This window comes from Pseudomonas hormoni, from assembly GCF_018502625.1.
GTDB lineage: Bacteria > Pseudomonadota > Gammaproteobacteria > Pseudomonadales > Pseudomonadaceae > Aquipseudomonas > Aquipseudomonas hormoni.
In genome coordinates this window covers 3,321,326-3,344,511 of the sequence record NZ_CP075566.1, presented here as the reverse complement: position 1 = coordinate 3,344,511, position 23,186 = coordinate 3,321,326, and the positions used below count along the sequence as shown (strand labels likewise).

The 23,186-nt window shown below is 59.4% G+C and carries 20 protein-coding genes; 2 read left to right on the top strand and 18 right to left on the bottom strand.

Annotation, left to right across the window (positions count from 1 at the left end; genetic code table 11):
- Positions 1-2: 2 nt before the first annotated feature.
- The 17 genes from nuoI to KJF94_RS15500 all read right to left on the bottom strand — a co-directional run bounded on the left by nuoI (position 3) and on the right by KJF94_RS15500 (position 20,490).
- Complete coding sequence (nuoI, locus tag KJF94_RS15580) at positions 3-548, bottom strand: NADH-quinone oxidoreductase subunit NuoI (protein WP_157712570.1); 546 nt, start codon at positions 546-548, stop codon at positions 3-5.
- A 12-nt stretch (positions 549-560) separates the two neighbouring features.
- Positions 561-1,568 (bottom strand): NADH-quinone oxidoreductase subunit NuoH, encoded by a 1,008-nt coding sequence (nuoH, locus tag KJF94_RS15575; RefSeq protein ID WP_214377217.1) that lies wholly within the window; start codon positions 1,566-1,568, stop codon positions 561-563.
- On the bottom strand, positions 1,565-4,279 hold the full coding sequence (gene nuoG, locus KJF94_RS15570; protein WP_214377216.1) for an NADH-quinone oxidoreductase subunit NuoG: 2,715 nt from the start codon (positions 4,277-4,279) through the stop codon (positions 1,565-1,567). Before nuoG ends, nuoH begins: the two co-directional genes overlap by 4 nt.
- A 136-nt stretch (positions 4,280-4,415) precedes the next feature.
- Positions 4,416-5,771 (bottom strand): NADH-quinone oxidoreductase subunit NuoF, encoded by a 1,356-nt coding sequence (nuoF, locus tag KJF94_RS15565; RefSeq protein WP_017339604.1) that lies wholly within the window; start codon positions 5,769-5,771, stop codon positions 4,416-4,418.
- On the bottom strand, positions 5,768-6,265 hold the full coding sequence (nuoE, locus tag KJF94_RS15560) for an NADH-quinone oxidoreductase subunit NuoE (protein WP_008053447.1): 498 nt from the start codon (positions 6,263-6,265) through the stop codon (positions 5,768-5,770). The genes nuoF and nuoE overlap by 4 nt, the downstream gene beginning before the upstream one ends.
- A 2-nt stretch (positions 6,266-6,267) precedes the next feature.
- The gene (gene nuoC / locus KJF94_RS15555; RefSeq protein WP_214377215.1) at positions 6,268-8,052 is read right to left on the bottom strand and encodes an NADH-quinone oxidoreductase subunit C/D; all 1,785 of its coding nucleotides are present in this window, start codon (positions 8,050-8,052) and stop codon (positions 6,268-6,270) included.
- A gap of 72 nt (positions 8,053-8,124) precedes the next feature.
- Positions 8,125-8,799, bottom strand: coding sequence for a NuoB/complex I 20 kDa subunit family protein (locus KJF94_RS15550; RefSeq protein ID WP_007946424.1), 675 nt, complete (start codon positions 8,797-8,799; stop codon positions 8,125-8,127).
- A gap of 10 nt (positions 8,800-8,809) precedes the next feature.
- Positions 8,810-9,223 (bottom strand): NADH-quinone oxidoreductase subunit A, encoded by a 414-nt coding sequence (locus tag KJF94_RS15545; protein WP_003223812.1) that lies wholly within the window; start codon positions 9,221-9,223, stop codon positions 8,810-8,812.
- A 625-nt stretch (positions 9,224-9,848) separates the two neighbouring features.
- Positions 9,849-11,174, bottom strand: coding sequence for an isocitrate lyase (aceA, locus tag KJF94_RS15540; protein WP_008032724.1), 1,326 nt, complete (start codon positions 11,172-11,174; stop codon positions 9,849-9,851).
- Positions 11,175-11,650: 476 nt separating this feature from the next.
- Positions 11,651-12,412, bottom strand: coding sequence for a secretin N-terminal domain-containing protein (locus KJF94_RS15535; RefSeq protein ID WP_214377214.1), 762 nt, complete (start codon positions 12,410-12,412; stop codon positions 11,651-11,653).
- A gap of 233 nt (positions 12,413-12,645) precedes the next feature.
- Positions 12,646-13,071, bottom strand: coding sequence for a GNAT family N-acetyltransferase (locus tag KJF94_RS15530; RefSeq protein WP_214377213.1), 426 nt, complete (start codon positions 13,069-13,071; stop codon positions 12,646-12,648).
- On the bottom strand, positions 13,064-14,233 hold the full coding sequence (locus KJF94_RS15525; protein ID WP_214377212.1) for a ribosomal protein uL16 3-hydroxylase: 1,170 nt from the start codon (positions 14,231-14,233) through the stop codon (positions 13,064-13,066). The genes KJF94_RS15530 and KJF94_RS15525 overlap by 8 nt, the downstream gene beginning before the upstream one ends.
- Before the next feature lie 86 nt (positions 14,234-14,319).
- Positions 14,320-15,690: an adenylosuccinate lyase gene (gene purB, locus KJF94_RS15520; RefSeq protein WP_017339599.1), complete on the bottom strand. Its 1,371-nt coding sequence runs from the start codon at positions 15,688-15,690 to the stop codon at positions 14,320-14,322.
- Between the two features lie 127 nt (positions 15,691-15,817).
- Positions 15,818-16,441, bottom strand: coding sequence for a high frequency lysogenization protein HflD (hflD, locus tag KJF94_RS15515; protein WP_017339598.1), 624 nt, complete (start codon positions 16,439-16,441; stop codon positions 15,818-15,820).
- Positions 16,438-17,583, bottom strand: a complete 1,146-nt coding sequence (gene mnmA / locus KJF94_RS15510) for a tRNA 2-thiouridine(34) synthase MnmA (protein WP_084321300.1) — start codon at positions 17,581-17,583, stop codon at positions 16,438-16,440. The genes hflD and mnmA overlap by 4 nt, the downstream gene beginning before the upstream one ends.
- 59 nt (positions 17,584-17,642) lie before the next feature.
- Positions 17,643-18,089, bottom strand: coding sequence for an NUDIX hydrolase (locus KJF94_RS15505; protein ID WP_214377211.1), 447 nt, complete (start codon positions 18,087-18,089; stop codon positions 17,643-17,645).
- A 175-nt stretch (positions 18,090-18,264) separates the two neighbouring features.
- Positions 18,265-20,490 (bottom strand): NADP-dependent isocitrate dehydrogenase, encoded by a 2,226-nt coding sequence (locus KJF94_RS15500; protein ID WP_214377210.1) that lies wholly within the window; start codon positions 20,488-20,490, stop codon positions 18,265-18,267.
- 494 nt (positions 20,491-20,984) lie between these two features.
- Here KJF94_RS15500 and icd point away from each other — a divergent pair, with 494 nt between their 5' ends.
- Positions 20,985-22,241 carry an NADP-dependent isocitrate dehydrogenase gene (gene icd, locus KJF94_RS15495; protein ID WP_017339594.1) on the top strand — a complete coding sequence of 419 codons (1,257 nt, stop codon included), beginning with the start codon at positions 20,985-20,987 and terminating at the stop codon, positions 22,239-22,241.
- Positions 22,242-22,304: 63 nt separating this feature from the next.
- Here the strand turns inward: icd and KJF94_RS15490 are convergent, their stop codons facing one another.
- Positions 22,305-22,586: a cold shock domain-containing protein gene (locus tag KJF94_RS15490; protein WP_214377209.1), complete on the bottom strand. Its 282-nt coding sequence runs from the start codon at positions 22,584-22,586 to the stop codon at positions 22,305-22,307.
- A gap of 225 nt (positions 22,587-22,811) precedes the next feature.
- On the opposite strand from KJF94_RS15490, the gene clpS reads away from it, so the two are divergent.
- The gene (gene clpS / locus KJF94_RS15485) at positions 22,812-23,174 is read left to right on the top strand and encodes an ATP-dependent Clp protease adapter ClpS (protein ID WP_015094394.1); all 363 of its coding nucleotides are present in this window, start codon (positions 22,812-22,814) and stop codon (positions 23,172-23,174) included.
- Positions 23,175-23,186 lie beyond the last annotated feature (12 nt).

Below are 23,186 nucleotides of genomic sequence, written 5' to 3'. Positions count from 1 at the left end.
CCTTAAGGCAGCAAGCTCTTCACGTTGATCGGTTCGGCTTCATTCTGCGCGGAGCCTTTCGGCTTCCCGGCAATCGCCATACCTGCAACACGATAGAAGTTGTAATCAGGGTTTTTGCCGGGGCCGGAGATCAGCAGATCTTCTTTCTCGTAAACCAGGTCCTGACGTTTGAACTCGGCCATCTCGAAATCCGGTGTCAGCTGGATCGCGGTGGTCGGGCAGGCTTCCTCGCAGAGGCCGCAGAAAATGCAGCGCGAGAAGTTGATGCGGAAGAAGTCCGGGTACCAGCGACCGTCTTCGGTTTCAGCTTTCTGCAGCGAGATGCACCCGACCGGGCACGCCACGGCGCACAGGTTGCAGGCTACACAACGCTCTTCACCGTCAGGGTCGCGGGTCAGGACGATACGGCCACGGTAGCGCGGCGGCAGGTACACGGCTTCTTCCGGGTACTGCAGCGTGTCGCGCTTGCGGAAGGCGTGGCCGAAAATCATCACCAGGCTGCGAAGCTGGGTGAAGAAGCCATGCACGATGTCAAATATGTACTTCATGATTCTCTATCCTCACTGAGCCGCGACGGCGGGCGTGTTGAGCAACACGATCGCAGCGGTCACCAGCATGTTGACGAGGGTCAGCGGCAGGCAGAACTTCCAGCTGAAATCCATCACTTGGTCATACCGTGGGCGCGGAATCGAGGCGCGCAGCAGGATGAAGATCATGATGAAGAACGCGGTTTTCAGCGCGAACCAGATGAACGGGATCTGCGGCAAAATGCCAAACGGACCGTGCCAGCCACCGAAGAACAAGGTCACCAGCAGCGCCGAAATCAGCACGATACCGATGTACTCGCCGACGAAGAACATGCCCCATTTCATGCCGGCGTATTCAATGTGGTAACCGTCGGCCAGTTCCTGCTCTGCTTCCGGCTGGTCGAACGGGTGACGGTGAGTCACGGCGACGCCGGCGATGAAGAAGGTCAGGAAACCGAAGATCTGCGGAATGATGAACCACAGGTTCTGGGCTTGATAATCAACGATGTCGCGCATGTTGAACGAGCCGACCTGGATCACGATGCCCATCAGCGACAGGCCCATGAACACTTCGTACGACACGGTTTGCGCCGAAGCCCGCAAGCTGCCCAGCAGGGCGAACTTGTTGTTGCTCGACCAGCCGGCGAACAACACCGCGTAGACCGACAGACCGGCCATGGCGAAGAAGAACAGAATGCCGATGTTCAGGTCCGCCACGCCCCAGGTCGGGGTGATCGGGATGATCGCGAAGGCAATCAGCAGGGCGCTCATGGCCACGACCGGTGCCAGGGTGAAGATCATCTTGTCGGCGAACGGTGGCGTCCAGTCTTCCTTGAAGAACATCTTGATCATGTCGGCCGCGATCTGGAACGCGCCGAACGGGCCGACGCGGTTCGGACCGTAACGGTCCTGCCAGAGGGCGAGCAAACGACGCTCGACCCAGCTCAGCAGCGCGCCGCACACCACAACGGCGAGCAGAATCACGATGGCCTGGATGACCGAGATGATCACGTCGATCACTTCAGGAGTGAACCAAGTCATAGCGCTGCCTCCTGCAGACCGTCAACGGATTTGCCAAAGATCGCTGGCGGAATGCCGGCGATGCCCGCAGGCAATGCAACCAGACCGGCACCCAGCTCTTCGTTGATGCGCAGCGGCAGACGCAAGGTCTGGCCAGCAACATTCAAGCTCAGCAGGGCACCATCGTTGACACCCAGACGATCGGCTTCGGACTTGGCCAGCGCCACGTAGGCAGCCGGAATGCGTTCCTGAACCGGTGCGGCTTTCGAAGAGTTCTCTTCGCTGCCGAGCAGGTGGAAGAACGGCACAACCTGCCAGGTGCCTGGCGCCGGGTTGAATGCGCGCGGAACAGCGGCGAACCAGTTCAGCGAGTCACCGCTGCTTTCGATCAGGCGAGTGCCCGGGTCGCCAGCGCGGATGTGACCACCGACTTCGTCCTGGAACTTGTTCCAGGCTTGCGGCGAGTTCCAGCCCGGAGACCAGGCAAATGGCACTTGCTGACGCGGTTCGACCGAGCCCGAGTAACCTTCCATCGAGAAGTTGAACGCGGTGTCGTTGTCTTGCGGGGTACGCGGTTCGTGCACGCTGATGTCGGCGCGCATGGCGGTGCGGCCCGAGTAACGCAGCGGTTCGCGGGCCAGTTTCATGCCCTTGATGCGGAACGCGGCGGACGGAGCGGCATCGACGATGCGGTTCAGTTGCGGCGTGCTTGCAGCAACGGCAGCGGTGACGTGGTCCAGCTGGGTCCAGTCGATCGGCTGGTTCAGCAGGGTGGCGCGCAGGGCATGCAGCCAGCGCCAGCCTTCGTGAACCAGGATGCTCGCGTCCATGTATTTCGGATCGAAAACCTGGAAGAAGCGCTGGGCGCGACCTTCCTGGCTGACCAGCGTACCGTCGCCTTCAGCGAAGCTGGCGGCTGGCAGAACCAGGTGCGCGCGATCGCTGGTGGCGGTCTTCTGATGGTCTGCCACGATCACCACTTTCGCGGCGGTCAGGGCAGCATCAACCTTGGCTTTGTCGGTGCGAGTGTACAGATCGTTTTCCAGCACGACGATGGCGTCGGCCTTACCGTCGATCACGGCTTGCAGGGCTGCATCGACCGATTCGCCACCGAGCATGGCCAGGCCGAGGCTGTTGGCCTCAGGCACGATCAGGCTGATGGAACCGTTCTTCTCGCGCAGCTTCAGGGCTTTGGCGATGTTCGCCGCGGCTTCGATCAGCGCTTTGGAACCCAGCGAGGTGCCGGCAATGATCAGCGGACGCTTGGCGGCCAGCAGGGCATTGGCGATGCGCTGAGCCAGTTCAACGGCTTCAGCGTCCAGGCCTTCAACGGCAGGCGCGCTGGCGTCGAGGGCGTGAGCCACGGCGAAACCGATGCGGGCCAGGTCGTCTGGCGCGGCGTGAACGCATTCTTCGGCGATGTCGTCGAGCTTGGTTTCAGCCAGGCTGGCGATGAACAGCGGGTTCAGTTCGTGCTGACCGATGTTCTTCACGGCGGCGTCGAGCCAAGGCTGGACACGCATGGCGTCGGCCATGTCTTCGGCCTTGCCCTTGACCGATTGACGCAGGGACAGGGCCATGCGTGCAGCAGTCTGGGTCAGGTCTTCACCGAGGACGAAGATCGCGTCGTGGTCTTCGATGTCGCGCATGTTCGGGATCGGCAGCGGGCTGTCTTTCAGCACCTGCATGACCAGACGAATGCGTTCCAGCTCGGAGGCTTCGATACCGGAGTAGAAGTGCTCGGCGCCGACCAGTTCGCGCAACGCGTAGTTGCTTTCGAGGCTGGCACGCGGCGAACCGATACCGACGATGTTGCGACCGCGCAGCAGGTCAGCGGCTTTATCCAGCGCTTCGTCGAGGCTCAGCTTGGTGCCGTTGGCCAGCAAAGGCTGGCGCGGGCGGTCTTCGCGGTTGACGTAGCCATAGCCGAAGCGGCCACGGTCGCACAGGAAGTACTGGTTGACCGAACCGTTGAAGCGGTTTTCGATCCGACGCAGTTCACCGTAACGCTCGCCCGGGGAGATGTTGCAACCGCTGGAACAGCCATGGCAGATGCTCGGCGAGAACTGCATGTCCCACTTGCGGTTGTAGCGCTCGGAGTGAGTCTTGTCGGTGAACACACCGGTCGGGCAGACCTCGGTGAGGTTGCCGGAGAACTCGCTTTCCAGGGTGCCGTCTTCAACGCGACCGAAGTACACGTTGTCGTGGGCGCCGAATACACCGAGGTCGGTGCCGCCGGCGTAGTCCTTATAGAAGCGCACGCAGCGGTAGCAAGCGATGCAGCGGTTCATTTCGTGGGAAATGAACGGGCCCAGTTGCTGGTTCTGGTGAGTACGCTTGGTGAAGCGATAACGGCGCTCGTTGTGGCCGGTCATCACGGTCATGTCTTGCAGGTGGCAGTGACCGCCTTCTTCACAGACCGGGCAGTCGTGAGGGTGGTTGGTCATCAGCCATTCAACGACGCTGGCGCGGAATACTTTCGCTTCTTCGTCGTCGATGGAGATCCAGCTGCCGTCGGTAGCTGGCGTCATGCACGACATGACGATCCGACCACGCTTGTCGTTCTCGTCGGTGTATTGCTTGACCGCGCACTGGCGGCAAGCGCCAACGCTGCCTAGGGCTGGGTGCCAGCAGAAATAAGGGATATCGAGGCCTAGCGACAGACATGCCTGTAACAGGTTGTCTGCCCCATCGACTTCGAGCTCTTTGCCGTCTACGTGGATAGTGGCCATGGTTCAAAGTTCTTCGTTGGCCCGGTGTCAGCGGGCGTGGCTAATGGAATCTTGTTATTCGTCCGAATCCAAACAGCCCATAAAAGGCGTCATCGAACGAAAGGCGAAGGGCACGGACCCTTCGCCTTTTTAAGCGTTAAGCGCCGACTACGATCGGCCTTGCCAGAGGCGGGACGACGGCGCTGGTGGGCGCGATGCCGGCTTCGAACTCATGGCGGAAGTATTTGATTGCGCTGCCCAACGGCTCCACGGCACCCGGTGCGTGAGCACAGAAGGTCTTGCCTGGGCCGAGGAAGCCGACCAGACCCAGCAGGGTCTCGATGTCGCCGGCTTGCCCTTCACCGTTCTCGATTGCGCGCAGCAGCTTGACGCTCCACGGCAAACCGTCACGGCACGGGGTGCAGAAACCGCACGACTCACGGGAGAAGAACTCTTCCATGTTGCGCAGCAGGGACACCATGTTGACGCTGTCGTCCACCGCCATGGCCAGGCCGGTACCCATACGGGTGCCCACTTTGGCGATGCCGCCGGCGTACATTTGTGCGTCGAGGTGTTCCGGCAACAGGAAACCGGTACCGGCGCCGCCTGGTTGCCAGCACTTGAGCTTGTAACCGTCACGCATGCCGCCGGCGTAGTCTTCGAACAACTCGCGACCGGTGACGCCGAATGGCAATTCCCACAGGCCCGGGTTCTTGACCTTGCCGGAGAAGCCCATGAGCTTGGTGCCCATGTCTTCACTGCCTTCGCGGGCCAACGATTTGTACCAGTCCACGCCGTCGGCAATGATCGCCGGCACGTTGCACAGGGTTTCAACGTTGTTCACGCAGGTCGGCTTGCCCCACACGCCAACGGCGGCGGGGAAGGGCGGCTTGGAGCGCGGGTTGGCGCGGCGGCCTTCGAGGGAGTTGATCAGTGCGGTTTCTTCACCGCAGATGTAACGCCCGGCGCCGGTGTGGACGAACAGCTCGAAATCGAAGCCGCTGCCCAGGATGTTTTTACCCAGCAGGCCGGCTGCCTTGGCTTCTTCCACAGCACGGTTGAGGTGCTTGGCGGCGGTGGTGTATTCGCCACGCAGGAAGATGTAGCCACGGTAGGTTTTCAGCGCGCGGGCACTGATCAGCATGCCTTCGATCAGCAGATGGGGCAGTTGCTCCATCAGCATGCGGTCTTTCCAGGTGTTCGGCTCCATTTCATCCGCGTTGCACAGCAGGTAGCGGATATTGATGGATTCGTCCTTTGGCATCAGGCCCCACTTTACACCCGTGGGGAAGCCTGCACCGCCGCGACCCTTGAGGCCGGCGTCTTTCACGGTCTGGACGATGTCGTCCTGGGCCATGTCGGCGAAGGCCTTGCGCGCAGCGGCGTAACCGTTTTTGGCCTGGTACTCGTCGAGCCAGACAGCTTCGCCGTCGTCACGCAGACGCCAGGTGAGCGGGTGAGTCTCGGCCGAACGCTTGATGCGGTTGGCAGGACCGAAGGAAGTCAGGGTCATACGTAGCCCTCGAGCAATTTGGCAACGCCGGCAGGCTGCACATCACCGAAAGTGTCGTCGTCGATCATCAACGCCGGCGCCTTGTCACAGTTGCCGAGGCAGCAGACCGGCAGCAGGGTGAAACGACCGTCGGTGGTGGTCTGACCCAGGCCGATGCCGAGTTTGCTCTGGATTTCGCTGACCACGGATTCGTGGCCGCCGATGTAGCAGACCATGCTGTCGCAGACGCGAATGATGTGGCGACCGACAGGCTGACGGAAGATCTGGCTATAGAAAGTGGCCACGCCTTCAACGTCGCTCGCCGGGATGCCAAGGATCTCGCCGATGGCGTAGAGCGCGCCGTCAGGCACCCAGCCACGTTCCTTCTGGACGATCTTCAGGGCTTCGATCGACGCCGCGCGCGGGTCTTCGTAGTGATGCAGCTCGTGCTCGATGGCCGAGCGCTCGGTTTCACTCAAGGTGAAACGGTCTGTCTGGATAAGCGTGCTGTTCATGCTTAGCGGTCCACGTCGGCCATAACGAAATCGATACTACCCAGGTACGCGATCAAGTCCGCGACCATGCTGCCTTTGATCACCGAAGGGATCTGCTGCAGGTGCGGGAAGCTTGGGGTGCGAATCCGGGTGCGGTAGCTCATGGTGCCGCCATCGCTCGTCAGGTAATAACTGTTGATGCCCTTGGTCGCTTCGATCATCTGGAAGGATTCGTTGGCCGGCATGACCGGGCCCCACGAAACTTGCAGGAAGTGCGTGATCAGGGTCTCGATGTGCTGCAGGGTGCGCTCTTTCGGCGGCGGCGTGGTTAGCGGGTGATCCGCCTTGTATGGGCCTTCCGGCATGTTGCGCATGCACTGCTCGATGATCTTGATGCTCTGGCGCATTTCTTCGACGCGCACGATGCAACGATCGTAGGCATCGCCATTGGCGGCCAGTGGCACTTCGAATTCGAAGTTCTCGTACCCGGAGTACGGGCGGGCTTTACGCAGGTCGAAATCGCAACCGGTCGAACGCAGGCCGGCACCGGTGACGCCCCATTCGAAGGCCTCTTTGGTGTTGTAGGCAGCAACGCCGATGGTCCGGCCTTTGAGGATGCTGTTGTCCAGTGCGGCTTTCTGGTATTCGTCCAGACGCTTTGGCATCCACTCGACGAAGTCTTTCACCAGTTTTTCCCAGCCGCGCGGCAAGTCGTGCGCAACGCCACCGATGCGGTACCAGGCCGGGTGCAGACGGAAACCGGTGATGGCTTCGATCACCGTGTACGCCTTCTGACGGTCGGTGAACGTGAAGAACACCGGGGTCATGGCGCCGACGTCCTGGATGTAAGTCCCCAGGAACAGCAGGTGACTGGTGATCCGGAAGAACTCGGCCATCATGATGCGGATGACGTCGACCTTCTCGGGCACCTTGATGCCGGCCAGCTTCTCGACCGAGAGCACGTACGGCAGGTTGTTCATCACGCCGCCGAGGTAGTCGATACGGTCGGTGTACGGAATGAAGCTGTGCCAGGACTGACGCTCGGCCATCTTCTCGGCACCACGGTGGTGGTAACCAACGTCCGGTACACAGTCGACGATCTCTTCACCGTCCAGCTGCAGGATGATGCGGAACGCACCGTGCGCGGAAGGGTGGTTGGGACCGAGGTTGAGGAACATGTAGTCCTCGTTCGCACCGGAACGCTTCATGCCCCAGTCTTCAGGCTTGAAGCGCGCGGCTTCTTCCTCAAGCTGTTGCTTGGCCAGGTTCAGGGTGAACGGGTCGAACTCGGTGGCACGGGCCGGGAAGTCCTTGCGCAGCGGGTGACCTTCCCAGGTCGGCGGCATCATGATGCGGGTCAGGTGCGGGTGACCGGCAAAGTCGATGCCGTACATGTCCCACACTTCACGCTCGTACCAGTTGGCGTTCGGCCAGATACCGGTGACGGTCGGCACGCTGAGGTCGCCCTCGGACAAGGCGACCTTGATCATCACGTCACTGTTACGTTCGATCGACATCAGGTGATAGAACACAGTGAAGTCGGCGCCGCTCGGCAGCCCTTGACGCTTGGTGCGCAGACGCTCGTCCACGCCGTGCAGGTCATAGAGCATGACGTACGGCTTGGGCAGGTTACGCAGGAAGGTCAGGACTTCGACGAGTTTGGCACGGGCAACCCAAAGCACCGGCATGCCGGTGCGGGTAGGCTGGGCGGTGAACGCCTCGGGGCCAAAACGGTTGTTCAGTTCGACGACCACATCCTGGTCGTCTGCCTTATAAGGCGGGATGTACAGAGCACTGCCTGTAGTCATGGTTATTTATCGCTTTCGGTCAACGTAAAGAATGAAGCCAGTGTCTCGTTCTATTAAAGAAGCAGATCTGGATCAGACTTCGTCGGGGCTGCGCAGGTTGGTGACTGCGATTCGCTGTTCGCGGCGCTTTTCCTTCTCGGAAGGCATCTCGGCGCGGTATACGCCTTGATCACCAACGACCCAGGAAAGCGGACGACGCTCCTGTCCAATCGACTCTTGCAAGAGCATCAAGCCTTGCAGAAAAGCTTCAGGACGGGGCGGGCAGCCAGGCACGTAGACGTCCACGGGCAGGAACTTGTCCACCCCTTGAACGACAGAGTAGATGTCGTACATGCCACCGGAGTTGGCGCACGAACCCATGGAAATTACCCATTTAGGTTCGAGCATTTGCTCGTAGAGACGCTGGATGATCGGCGCCATCTTGATGAAGCAGGTACCGGCGATAACCATGAAATCCGCCTGGCGCGGCGATGCCCGGATAACCTCGGCGCCAAAGCGCGCGATGTCGTGGGGCGCCGTGAAGGCGGTGGTCATTTCCACGTAGCAGCACGAAAGACCGAAGTTATACGGCCACAGGGAGTTCTTGCGCCCCCAGTTGATCGTGCCGTTAAGCACGTCTTCGAGCTTGCCCATGAAGATGTTTTTGTGGACTTGATCTTCTAACGGATCGGAAACGGTTTCCCGTTCGCCAATCGGATACTGCTCGTTAGGAGCATCGGGGTCGATCCTGGTGAGATTGTATTGCATTGCCAAAGCCTCATTGTTTCAGCTTCGCTTGCCGCTTACGACGAGCTTCCGGAGCCCAGTCAAGGGCGCCCACTCGGAATAGGTAGACAAGGCCTGCCAACAGAATTGCTATGAAAACGAGAGCTTCGACGAATCCGGTCCAGCCGCTTTCGCGGACGGACACAGACCATGCAAAGAGAAAGAGGGCTTCGATATCGAAGATCACGAAGAGCATCGCGACCAGATAGAATTTGGCTGAGAGCCGCAAGCGGGCGCCACCTGTAGGTAGCATGCCGGACTCGAACGGTTCGTTTTTGCTGCGGCCCCAGGCTTTTGACCCAAGGAGGCTGGAAACACCCAGCATGAAGGCACAGAGGCCGACGACGCCTAGAAGGAAAATGGCAAAGCCCCAGTTGTGGGCCATGAGTCCTGTCGCTTCGGGCATGCTGGTAATCCTTAACAGAGAGCAAAGGTCTCTGAGCTTGAAAAGAAACAAAGCAGTGACGATATGTCGCAGCAATCAATCCCGCTGATTTTATGGCTAAACACCGTGCAAGTAAAATTCAGATAGCGAAATTATTTAGCGGAATAAGGACATAGCGAGCCTCCAAACCCACGCAGCCCATGCATTGCGGGCATTAGCCGGGTTTTCATCAATATTGTTTTGTAGGGATTGTAACGAACATAGTTGCCGCTAAATGATAATCAATATTGTTTGGCTTGGTTTTTAAACTGTTTAACGGGTAGGCGGCTGGGAAGTTGTCTTATATGCGCGTTACTGCAAGTAGCGGGCGGGGTCGTTTTACCCTGTTTTCCTGATCTTGAAACTGCTTTGGATCAAGGTTTTTCGCCGCACATCTGCCCCTGTAGGAGCGAGGCTTGCCCGCGAAGAATACGCCGCGGTGCTTCAGACTTACCGCGTCATCGTTCTTCGCGGGCAAGCCTCGCTCCTACAGGATTAGGTTAAATCGCAGGCAAAAAAACGCCCCGAACCAGTCGGGGCGTCAGATGTGCGGCGTTGCGGTTAGTTTTATTCGGTCCGCAACGGCCGTTTGTTCCGGTGAGTCAGATCAGTGGAACTGCTCTTCTTCAGTCGAACCGGTCAGCGCGGTGACCGAAGACGAGCCGCCCTGGATCACGGTGGTCATGTCGTCGAAGTAGCCGGTGCCCACTTCCTGCTGGTGAGCCACGAAGGTGTAACCCTTGGCGGCGTCAGCGAATTCCTGCTCCTGCAGCTTCACGTAGGCAGTCATGTCGTTGCGGGCGTAGTCGTGCGCCAGGTTGAACATGCTGTGCCACATGTTGTGAATGCCGGCCAGGGTGATGAACTGGTGCTTGTAGCCCATGGCGGACAGTTCGCGCTGGAACTTGGCGATGGTCGCGTCGTCCAGGTTTTTCTTCCAGTTGAAGGAAGGCGAGCAGTTGTACGACAGCAGTTGGTCCGGGTATTCCTTTTTGATCGCTTCAGCGAAGCGACGAGCCTCGTCCAGATCCGGCTTGGCGGTTTCGCACCAGATCAGGTCGGCGTACGGCGCGTAAGCCAGGCCACGAGCGATCGCCTGATCCAGGCCAGCGCGCACTTTGTAGAAGCCTTCCTGAGTACGTTCGCCAGTCACGAACGGCTGGTCGTACGGGTCACAATCGGACGTCAGCAGGTCGGCCGCGTTGGCGTCGGTACGGGCCAGGATGATGGTCGGAGTACCGGCCACGTCAGCTGCCAGGCGAGCAGCGGTCAGCTTCTGTACAGCTTCCTGGGTAGGAACCAGTACCTTGCCGCCCATGTGGCCGCATTTTTTCACGGAAGCCAGTTGGTCTTCGAAGTGAACGCCGGCGGCGCCTGCTTCGATCATGCTCTTCATCAGCTCGTAAGCGTTCAGTACGCCGCCGAAACCGGCTTCAGCGTCAGCCACGATTGGTGCGAAGTAGTCGATGTAGCCTTCGTCGCCCGGGCCTTTGCCGGCTTTCCACTGAATCTGGTCAGCACGACGGAACGAGTTGTTGATGCGCTTGACCACGGTTGGAACCGAGTCCACCGGGTACAGCGACTGGTCCGGGTACATCGATTCGGCGGAGTTGTTGTCCGCGGCGACTTGCCAGCCCGACAGGTAGATCGCCTGGATACCGGCTTTGACTTGTTGTACAGCCTGGCCGCCGGTCAGGGCGCCCATGCAGTTGACGAAATCTTTCTCAGGACGGAAGGACGGCTTGGCACCCTGGGTCACCAGGTTCCAGAGCTTCTCGGCGCCGAGTTTTGCAAAGGTGTGCTCAGGTTGAACCGAGCCACGCAGGCGGACGACGTCAGCAGCGGAGTAAGCGCGTGTCACGCCTTTCCAGCGTGGGTTTTCAGCCCAGTCTTTTTCGAGGGCTGCAATTTGCTGTTCGCGTGTCAGTGCCATGGAGATAAACCTCGTCGCGTCTTTTACGGAAAGTTGTTCTGCGGTGGAAAATTCATGCGCTCGCTGACCAGAAGCTTAGGTGGTCAAGTCGGATTCGGCGGGATTGGCGACGGGATGAACGATGGGCTCGAGGGGAAGTGAGCAGGTAAGGGCGAACTGGCGAGCGCATTCGGGCGTCGTGGGCCTTTTTACGAACTTCAGTGTGATGCCGGGTTTACCTAAATACGCTTCCGTCCCTCGGGACAACTTCGTTCCAGTCGGCAACCTCGTCAAACACACCTTGTGGGCGGTACAGACACGAAACGGCTCGAGGGGTAAATACGAGCATCGCTTCGAAGGCCCTTGCCAGGGCCCCTGATTAGCGGGAGCGAGGCCATCATGCCTTCGCTTTTTTGGCTCGTCAAACGTTTTGTAGTGCTTTTTTTCAAGCACTACATCTTTGGTCTAATACGACTAATCAGTCAGTTTTCGGTGATTTAGTCCAAAGTATCGACTTTCACCCGCAGGGTCATGTCATCCCGACCCTGAGTCGAGTAGCTGCGGGTCAGGCCCTGTTTGTCAGCCTGAGTCTGGCGGTTCATGCCGGCCAGGGTGATCCATTCGCCGAGGCGTCCGGTGACGGTTGTGTCGGTGCTTTGTACGTTCACTACATCGGGACGTTCCTGGCTCATGCGGTCACGGTTGGTACTGATCGACAGGTGAACGATGTCGCCGGTGACGCTCGCGGTGACATAGAAACCCTGGGTGACGTTGCGGTATTCGGTCTGGCTGCGCGGATCGCCATAGGAATCGATCTGCGTGCTGGTCAGCGGCACGCTCTGGCCAACCTGGATCAGCGCCGGTGCGCCTTCGCTGGCCTGGACTTGCTGAATGCCGCCGTCACGGCTTTCGGTGCTGCGATTGATGATTCGGGTCTGGCTCGGTTTGGCGCCGTTGACCGAATAGCCCTGGTCACCCTGGAAGTTGTTTTCGTTGGTGTCGACGGTGATCAGAAGGCGCTTTGGCTGAGTATCGAGTTGGGCGATAAGGGCTTTAAGTTCGTCGATCTTGCGCTGATCGGCATTGACGATCAGTTGGTTGCCATAGGCGCTGACCTGGCCATCCTTGCCGATGAAATCCTGGGCCATCGGCAGCATGTCGGCGCTGGTGTGGTAGTTCAACGGCACGATCTCGGTGGCGGCCATGACCGAAAAACTGCAGGTCAGCAGCAGCGTGGTGAGCAGGGTGCGTAGGGACATATCCGTTATCTCCGACTTCTTGATGTCTTGAGTTTGCCAGTTTGTCGGCCCGCCGTGGGGCAAGTTGAATCGTAGACAGCAAAACGCCCCGGCATCGGTCGATGGCGGGGCGAATTGTGGTGTTCTTTCAGGCCTTTGTGGCGAGGAGCTTGCTCCCGCTGGGGCGCGAAGCGGCCCCAAAATCTTGGGTCTGCTGCGCAGCCCAGCGGGAGCAAGCTCCCTCGCCGCAGGGCTCAGGCGGAATGCCGCACCATGTCCACATGCGGAATCCCGGCTTCCAGGAACTCCTCGCTGACCAGGCTGAAGCCCAGGCGCTCATAGAACGCCGTAGCCTGAACCTGCGCGCTCAGCATCTGCTGCTTCAGCCCGCGCTTCTCGGCTTCACCGATCGCCGCTTGCATCAGCGCATCGCCCACCTTCAGGCCGCGCCAGTCCTTCAGCACCGAAACCCGGCCGATTTGACCGTCGGGCAGCAGGCGGGCGGTGCCAATCGGGAAGTCGCCTTCGAAAGCCAGGAAATGCACCGCTGTCGCATCATCGGCGTCCCATTCCAGTTCAGGCGGAACGGATTGCCCGGCGATGAACACCGTCTCACGAATGCGCCGGATCTCAGCGTTGTCCTTTTGCCAGTCTGCGACACGTACGTGAATTTTATTCATCAGCGAACCCCAGGCTTCCTTGCTTGATCAGTTCGCACAGCAGGCCGCGACCGTCTTCGTCGCTCAGCCACTCGCCAAGGTTGTCGATGTGCAGCGCATCGGCGGCGCAGATCATTTTCAGCAACTCACGCAGTTTGCCTGGCAGGTAACGGCTCTGGCCGCTGGCGAACAGCAGCAGGTCGTCATCGACTTCGGACCACGCCAGGCGCGCGCTCGGATTGCGGATCAGCACGGCGCCTTGCTCGAGGCTGGCGAGCAGGTCGTCTTCTTCGATTTCTTCCGGGCCGACCACCAGTTCCGGGTAGCGCGGCTCGGTCATGAACTGGCCGAACCAGGTCAGCAGCAGACGCTCGTCGCTCATGTGCTCGGCCAGCAGGCCTTTCAAGCGATCAAGAGCGTCGTGCTGGATCTGATGCGGATCGACCGCAGGCAGGGCATCGGCGTCGGTGTAGCGCTCTTCGTCCGTCAGGAACTGGCTGAGGAAGTCAGTGAAGTGGGTCAGCACTTCAGCGGCGCTCGGCGCCCGGAAACCGACGGAATAGGTCAGGCAATCATCAACGGCCACGCCGCAATGAGCCAGGCGCGGCGGCAGGTACAGCATGTCGCCCGGTTCAAGCACCCACTCATCGGTGGCTTCGAAATCGGCGAGGATGCGCAGGTCCGCGTGTTGCAGCAGCGGGCTCTCGGAGTTGCACATCTGACCGATTTTCCAGTTGCGCTTGCCGTGGCCCTGCAGCAGGAACACGTCGTAGTTATCGAAGTGCGGACCGACGCTGCCACCGGGGGCGGCGAAGCTGATCATCACGTCGTCGATGCGCCAGCTCGGCAGGAAGCGGAACTGTTCCAGCAATTCGCTGACTTCCGGCACGAACTGGTCAACCGCTTGAACGAGCAGGGTCCACTCGCGTTCCGGCAATTTGCTGAATTCGTCTTCGGCGAACGGGCCGCGGCGCAATTCCCAGGGGCGCTCGCCGTGCTCGATGATCAGGCGCGATTCGACTTCTTCTTCCAGCGCCAGGCCGGCCAGTTCGTCGGCGTCGATCGGGCTTTCGAAATCAGGAATCGCCTGACGGATCAGCAGTGGTTTTTTCTGCCAGTAGTCACGCAGGAATTCGCGCGCCGTGATGCCGCCCAGAAGTTGAAGAGGAATGTCAGGATTCATGTGTAACCTATTGAAAAAAAGCACTTTTCAGACGGGAATAAAAACGCCCGGCGCTGCCGGGCGTCTCAAACGGGTAAAGCGGTCGATCAGATGCGCTTGGCTTGCTCTACAGCGTTACCGATGTAGTTCGCCGGGGTGAGCAATTTCAGCTCGGCCTTGGCGGCGGCAGGCATGTCCAGGCCGTCGATGAAAGTTTGCAGCGCTTCAGGGCTGATGCCCTTGCCGCGGGTCAACTCTTTCAGCTTTTCGTACGGATTTTCGATGTTGTAGCGACGCATCACGGTCTGGATCGGCTCGGCCAACACTTCCCAGCAAGCGTCGAGGTCAGCAGCGATCTTTTGAGCGTTGAGCTCCAGTTTGCTGATGCCTTTGAGGCTGGCTTCGTACGCGATCACGCTGTGGGCGAAGCCGACACCGAGGTTGCGCAGAACGGTGGAGTCGGTCAGGTCGCGCTGCCAGCGGGAGATTGGCAGCTTGCTTGCCAGGTGCTGGAACAGTGCGTTGGCGATACCCAGGTTGCCTTCGGAGTTTTCGAAGTCGATCGGGTTGACCTTGTGCGGCATGGTCGACGAACCGATTTCTCCAGCGATGGTGCGCTGTTTGAAATAACCCAGGGAGATGTAGCCCCAGATGTCGCGGTCGAAGTCGATCAGGATCGTGTTGAAACGGGCGATCGCGTCGAACAGCTCGGCGATGTAGTCGTGCGGTTCGATCTGCGTGGTGTACGGGTTGAAGCCCAGGCCCAGCTCGTCTTCGATGAAGGCGCGGGCGTTTTCTTCCCAGTCGATCTCAGGGTAGGCCGACAGGTGAGCGTTGTAGTTGCCGACAGCGCCGTTGATCTTGCCCAGCAGCGGAACGGCAGCGACCTGAGCGATCTGACGCTCCAGACGGTAAACCACGTTCGCCAGTTCTTTGCCCAAGGTGGTCGGCGAGGCCGGTTGACCGTGGGTGCGCGACAGCATTGGCACGTCGGCGAAACGGATGGCCAGTTCACGGATGGCTTCGGCAGTCTGGCGCATCAATGGCAGCATCACGTCATCACGGCCTTCGCGTAGCATCAGGGCGTGGGACAGGTTGTTGATGTCCTCGCTGGTGCAGGCAAAGTGGATGAATTCGCTGACGGCAGCCAGTTCCGGCAGCTTGGCCGCTTGCTCTTTGAGCAGGTATTCGATGGCTTTGACGTCGTGGTTGGTGGTGCGCTCGATCTCTTTGACGCGCTCGGCGTGCTCCAGAGAGAAGTTTTCCGCCAGGGTGTTCAGCACAGCGTTGGCTTCGGCGGAGAACGCCGGCACTTCGCTGATGGCAGGGTGAGCGGCCAGGCGCTGGAGCCAGCGCACTTCAACCAGAACGCGAGCACGGATCAGACCGTATTCGCTGAAAATTGGGCGCAGGGCCTGGGTTTTGCCGGCGTAGCGGCCGTCAACAGGGGAAACCGCAGTGAGCGAAGAAAGCTGCATGGGGTGTTCTCGGACAGTCGGGCAACGAAATGGGGCGCGTATCATACATGAAAAAATCCGCCGGTCCGTTGCCAACTGACCAGCGTATTACGCGTTACTGACTACAAAACGGTATTGCGGGCGCGGTTCAGCTGCTGCGCATCAGCGGGTAAAGCTCTTTGAGCAGCTTGCGACGGCTGACCACCAACTGCCAGCGATGACCGCCCAACTGCCGCCACAGGCGCGCCGAACGAATCCCCGCCAGCAACAGCGCGCGAATCTTCGAGGCGTTGCTTGGTTGCTGCAGGTTGCGCATGTCGCCGTGAACCTGGATCCGTTGGCGCAAGGTGCTCAGCGTGTCCTGATACAGCGCACCACACGCCGCGATCACGTTTTCGTGGGCTGGACCGAAGTGCTCGACCTGAGACTGAATCTGCGGCAAGCGCTTGCCGATTACGTCCAGCATGTCGCCGCGTTTTGCCAGTTGACGTTCCAGCCCGAGCATCGCCAGGGCGTAACGCAGCGGTTCGCGCTGAAGGGTGCTGGGGTCGCGTTCAAGGGCGCCGATCAACGCGCGATAGCCTTCGCGCAGGTTGATGTCGTCGCCGCCGTAGACTTCCAGGGTGTCCTTGGGGTCGCGAATCAGCAGGCTGCCGAGCATGCAGGTCAGGCCGGCTTCGGTGGTCTGGCCGGTCTTGGCGATCTTGTCGACCAGCACGGCAGCGAGAAACACGCCGCCCAAGGCCGTCAATTGCTCCTGAGTCGGGCTCATTGCTGCGCGCCTTGAAGAGTGCCTTTGCTCGTCCACGGTTCCGCCACTTCGATCACGCCGCCGCCGAGGCAGATTTCACCGTCGTAGAACACTACGGACTGGCCTGGGGTGACCGCGCGTTGCGGGTCATCGAAGGTCGCGCGGTAGCCGGTGGCGGTCTTTTCCAGCGTGCAAGGCTGGTCGCTCTGGCGATAACGGACTTTGGCAGTCAGCTTGCGCGGTTCGGTCAGGTCGATCGGGTTGACCCAATAGATGTCCGAGGCGAGCAGGGCGCGGGAAAACAGGTAAGGGTGGTCATTGCCCTGGCCAACGATCAACTCGTTGTGCTCCAGGTCTTTGATCAGCACGTACCACGGTTCATCGCTGGCGTCTTTCAAACCGCCGATACCGAGGCCCTGACGCTGGCCGATGGTGTGGTACATCAAGCCGTGGTGGCGGCCGATGACTTCACCTTCGGTGGTCTTGATTTCGCCGGGCTGGGCTGGAAGGTATTGCTTGAGGAAATCGCTGAAACGGCGTTCGCCGATAAAGCAGATCCCGGTGGAATCCTTTTTCTTTGCGGTCGCCAGTTCGTATTTCTCGGCAATCGCGCGGACCTGTGGTTTTTCCAGTTCGCCGACCGGGAACAGCGTCTTGGCAATCTGTTCGCCCCCGACGGCGTGCAGGAAGTAGCTCTGGTCCTTGTTCGGGTCCAGGCCCTTGAGCAGTTCGGTACGGCCATCGATGTCGCGGCGGCGCACGTAGTGACCGGTGGCGATCAGGTCGGCGCCAAGCACCATGGCGTAGTCGAGGAACGCCTTGAACTTGATCTCGCGGTTGCACAGGATGTCCGGGTTCGGCGTGCGGCCGGCCTTGTATTCGGCCAGGAAATGCTCGAACACGTTGTCCCAGTACTCGGCGGCGAAGTTGGCGGTGTGCAGCTTGATGCCAATCTTGTCGCACACGGCCTGGGCGTCCGCCAGGTCATCCATGGCGGTGCAGTATTCCGTTCCATCGTCTTCTTCCCAGTTCTTCATGAACAGGCCTTCCACCTCATAACCCTGCTCGATCAGCAGGAGAGCGGAAACGGAAGAGTCCACGCCGCCGGACATGCCGACAATGACGCGCTTCTTTTGTGTGTCAGAAGGGGCTGGATCACGCATAGGGATTCAATGAGTGTCTTGAAAAAGGACGCGATTCTAGCAGGCCGAAGCCCGCAAGGCTAAAGAGAAGGGCGGATCAGTTCGAGACTGAAGTGTTTGCCGTCCAGATAATCATCGATACAGCGGATGATCAGCTCACTGCGCCAGTTTGCGCGTTGTTCCAGCAGTTCGTCACGTGTCAGCCATTTTGCGCCGACAATACCGTCGTCCAGCTGATAGTCGGGGTGATGCTTGAGCGGTTTTGCACTGAAGCAGACCCGCTGGTAGGTCACGCCGTTGCTCGGGGCGGTGTAGAGATAAATGCCCACCACGCCGGTCGGTTCGACGTCCCAGCCGGTTTCCTCAAGGGTTTCGCGTACGGCGGCTTCGATCAGGGTTTCGTCCGGGTCGAGGTGGCCGGCGGGCTGGTTGAGTACCGTTCGTCCGTGCTTGGTTTCTTCGACCATCAGGAAGCGGCCGTTGTCTTCGACGATGGTGGCGACGGTGATGTGGGGTAGCCAATCCATGAAATATCCTCCGGTCATCAATCTGTAGGAGCGAGGCTTGCCCGCGAAGCAGGCGGCGCGGTCTTTCGCAAGAATCGCGGTGATGCCTTCGCGGGCAAGCCTCGCTCCTGCAGGAGTGGGTGTTGGAAACAGAAACCCCGGCACGGGGCCGGGGCTTCTTTGCATCCTTACAACCTTAAACCAGCGCAGCGATCGCGGCGTTGAAGGTGTTGCTCGGGCGCATGGCCTTGCTGATCAGCTCGGCATTGGCGTGGTAGTAACCGCCGATGTCGACTGGCTTGCCCTGAACGGCGTTGAGCTCGGCAACGATGGTTGCTTCGTTCGCGGTCAGGGTCTTGGCCAGCTCGCCGAACTGCGCTTGCAGTGCAGCGTCTTCGGTCTGGGCGGCCAGGGCCTGAGCCCAGTACAGCGCCAGGTAGAAGTGGCTGCCGCGGTTGTCGATGTTGCCGACTTTGCGCGATGGCGACTTGTTGTTGTCCAGGAACTGGCCGGTGGCCTGATCCAGGGTCTTGGCCAGAACCAGCGCCTTAGGGTTGTTGTACGTCACACCCAGGTGTTCAAGGGAAGCGGCCAGGGCCAGGAACTCGCCCAGGGAATCCCAGCGCAGGAAGTTCTCTTCCAGCAGCTGTTGAACGTGCTTCGGTGCCGAACCGCCAGCGCCGGTTTCGAACAGACCGCCGCCATTCATCAGTGGAACGATCGACAGCATCTTGGCGCTGGTGCCCAGTTCCATGATCGGGAACAGGTCAGTCAGGTAGTCGCGCAATACGTTGCCGGTCACCGAGATGGTGTCCTTGCCTTCGCGGGTGCGCTGCAGGGTGAACTTCATCGCGTCGACTGGCGACATGATGCGGATGTCCAGGCCCGACGTGTCGTGATCCTTCAGGTAAGCCTGAACTTTCTCGATCACTACGCCGTCGTGGGCGCGCATCGGGTCCAGCCAGAAAATCGCCGGAGTTGCGCTTGCGCGAGCGCGGTTGACGGCCAGTTTGACCCAGTCCTGGATCGGCGCGTCTTTGGTCTGGCACATGCGGAAGATGTCGCCGGCTTCAACCGACTGCTCCAGCAGAGTGCGGCCAGCGCCGTCGGAAACCCGAACCACGCCGTTTGCCTTGATCTGGAAAGTCTTGTCGTGCGAGCCGTACTCTTCGGCTTTTTTCGCCATCAGGCCAACGTTTGGCACGCTGCCCATGGTGGTCGGATCGAAAGCACCGTTGGCCTTGCAGTCTTCGATGACCGCCTGATAGATGGTGGCGTAGCAGCGATCCGGGATCACAGCCTTGGTGTCGTGCAACTGACCGTCAGTGCCCCACATCTTGCCGGAGTCACGGATCATTGCCGGCATCGAGGCGTCGACGATCACGTCGCTCGGCACGTGCAGGTTGGTGATGCCTTTGTCGGAGTTGACCATGGCCAACGACGGACGAACGGCATAGACCGCCTGGATGTCCGCTTCGATCGCCGCTTGCTGCTCGGCAGGAAGGGCCTTGATGCGAGCGTACAGGTCGCCGATGCCGTTGTTCAGGTTGAAGCCGATCTGGGCCAGCACATCAGCGTGCTTGGCCAGTGCGTCTTTATAGAACTCGGCAACGATCTGGCCAAACATGATCGGGTCGGAGACCTTCATCATGGTGGCTTTCAGGTGAACCGACAGCAGCACGCCCTTGGCTTTGGCGTCTTCGATCTCGGCAGCAATGAAGCTGCGCAGAGCGTTTTTGCTCATGACCGCGCAATCGAGGATCTCACCGGCTTGCACGGTGGTCTTTTCTTTCAGGACGGTGGTGGTGCCGTCTTGAGCGATCAGTTCGATTTTGACGGCGTCAGCAGCATCGATCAGGGCCGCTTTTTCGCTGCCGTAGAAATCACCGGTGCTCATGTGCGCGACGTGGGACTTGGAGTCCGCAGCCCAGGCGCCCATTTTGTGCGGGTGCTTGCGTGCGTAGTTCTTGACCGACAGTGGGGCGCGACGATCGGAGTTGCCTTCGCGCAGAACCGGGTTCACGGCGCTGCCCTTGATCTTGTCGTAACGCGACTTGGCTTCTTTGTCGGCATCGCTGGTCACGGTTTCCGGGTAGTCCGGCAGTGCGAAGCCCTGGGCTTGCAGCTCTTTGATCGCGGCCTGCAGTTGCGGAACCGAAGCACTGATGTTCGGCAGCTTGATGATGTTGGCTTCAGGCGTAACGGCCAGGTCGCCCAGTTCGGCGAGGTGATCGGCTACGGCTTTGTCACCCAATTGCTCGGGGAAGCTGGCCAGGATGCGCCCTGCAAGAGAGATATCGCGGGTTTCAACGGCGATATCAGCCGAAGCGGTGAACGCTTCTACGATAGGCAACAGTGAATAGGTGGCGAGGGCGGGAGCTTCGTCGGTGAAGGTATAGATGATCTTCGAGCGGGTGGGCATATTCGGATTAACTCTCTCTTCTTTGCTAAAGCGTGCGCAGAAACTCGAGGGGCGCCGGGTAAGCGCGTTCGTTCAAAGTCATCCATGAGCCGAATGTCGAGGTTTCGTTGCGGTGATGTTGGGTGCATCGGTCGAGCGTCAAGCGGGTGGGCTGCGGTAACAACCCTGCTTTTTCAGGCCCCAAGCCTCGTAGTAGAGAGGTCGGCCGTGGTGACTCTGTGGTCAGCGGGCGGCATTATACATAGGTAGCTGGCAATCTGCCGATGGTTCATATGCAACGATTCTCGTCCATTGGTCTAAAGGTCGCAGGGGCGCGTGGGGCGTAGAGTCTTGCACCGTGCTTGAGTTTGGCGCTTTTCCCTTTGCTTTCAGGCTTGTACGTCGCGAACTGTGCAGCTTTGCGGCAGATGGATGGAACATAGGGTTTGCGTGCCGATTTAACTGGGGTACGCTCGAACGAAGCCAGATGTTCAATCCAAACAATGGAGTTCAGCATGGGATACAAGAAGATTCAGGTTCCAGCCGTCGGCGACAAAATCACCGTCAACGCGGACCATTCTCTCAATGTTCCTAACAACCCGATCATCCCCTTCATCGAAGGCGATGGTATTGGCGTTGATATCAGCCCGGTCATGATCAAGGTTGTCGATGCTGCTGTTAAGAAGGCTTACGGCGGCGAGCGCAAAATTTCCTGGATGGAAGTCTACGCCGGGGAAAAAGCGACTCAGGTTTACGATCAGGACACCTGGCTGCCTCAGGAAACCCTGGACGCAGTCAAGGATTACGTGGTTTCCATCAAGGGCCCTCTGACCACGCCGGTCGGCGGCGGCATTCGTTCCCTGAACGTGGCCCTGCGTCAGCAACTCGACCTTTATGTCTGCCTGCGCCCCGTGCGTTGGTTCGAAGGCGTGCCTAGCCCGGTCAAGAAGCCAGGCGACGTCGACATGACGATCTTCCGTGAGAACTCGGAAGACATCTACGCCGGTATCGAGTGGAAAGCCGGTTCGCCGGAAGCGACCAAGGTCATCAAGTTCCTTAAGGATGAAATGGGCGTCACCAAGATCCGATTCGACGAAAACTGCGGTATCGGCATCAAGCCGGTTTCGCTGCAAGGTACCAAGCGTCTGGCGCGAAAAGCTCTGCAGTATGTGGTCGACAATGACCGCGACTCGCTGACCATCGTGCACAAAGGCAACATCATGAAGTTCACCGAAGGTGCCTTCAAGGAATGGGCCTACGAAGTGGCGGCTGAAGAGTTCGGCGCGACCCTGCTCGATGGCGGTCCGTGGATGCAGTTCAAAAACCCGAAAACCGGCAAGAACGTTATTGTCAAAGATGCCATCGCCGACGCCATGCTCCAGCAGATCCTGCTGCGCCCGGCCGAATACGATGTGATCGCGACCCTGAACCTGAACGGCGACTACCTCTCTGACGCCCTGGCGGCGGAAGTGGGCGGTATCGGTATCGCACCGGGTGCCAACCTGTCTGACACCATCGCGATGTTCGAAGCGACCCACGGTACTGCGCCGAAGTACGCTGGCAAGGACCAGGTCAACCCGGGCTCGCTGATCCTGTCCGCAGAGATGATGCTTCGTCACATGGGCTGGACCGAAGCGGCCGACCTGATCATCAAGGGCACCAACGGCGCGATCTCCGCGAAGACCGTGACCTATGACTTCGAGCGTCTGATGGAGGGCGCGAAGCTGGTGTCGTCGTCCGGTTTTGGCGATGCACTGATTTCGCACATGTAAGCGAGTCGGAACAAAAAAAAACCGCCTTCGGGCGGTTTTTTTATGACTGGATGACGGGTGGCGTCAGTTCGACACTGTGTCCTGCCGGGTGGCGGGCGAAGTGTGTTCGTTCGCAACGGTCGCAGCCGTAATCTTCACTGCGTGCAGGCCTTTGGGGCCCTGAACGATTTCGAAGTTGACGGCTTGTCCGGCCTTGAGGGTCTTGTACCCGCCCATTTCAATAGCGGAAAAATGGGCAAAGAAATCGATTTCTTTCCCGTCCTCGTCACGACCTTCTCTGGCGTCGGTGTTAATGAAACCGAACCCTTTGGCATTGTTGAACCATTTCACCTTACCGACTGCCATGCTCATATCCCTCTGCAACAGACTCCATCACTGGAGTATCATCCAGTACATCCGCAGTCAGATCCTGTAAATAAGATTGACTCCGCGGACCTTTTTTACCCACTGTGGGCTCTATTGGTTGTAACACCGTTTTGCCGATAGTCAAGGTGACCAGGCAGTCGGAGTTGAAATCGTTGATAGCCGTCCCCACTACTGTATTCGCACAACTGACGAACCTTTCTTTCCATGCATGCAATCAGCCAGATTCGACTAACATTCAATCAGGATCGCCCTGATTTACACGACGACGATTCCGCAGGCATTGCTGTTCAGGAGGCCAAGCCTGCTTTACAGGCGCCGCCGATGTACAAGGTGGTTTTGTTCAACGATGACTACACACCGATGGATTTCGTCGTCGAAGTGCTCGAGGTGTTTTTTAACCTGAATCGCGAGCTGGCGACCAAGGTCATGCTGGCCGTCCACACAGAAGGGCGGGCAGTATGTGGAGTGTTTACCCGCGACATTGCCGAGACCAAGGCCATGCAGGTCAACCAGTACGCCAGGGAAAGCCAGCATCCGCTACTCTGTGAAATCGAGAAGGACGGTTAATCGCCGACCACT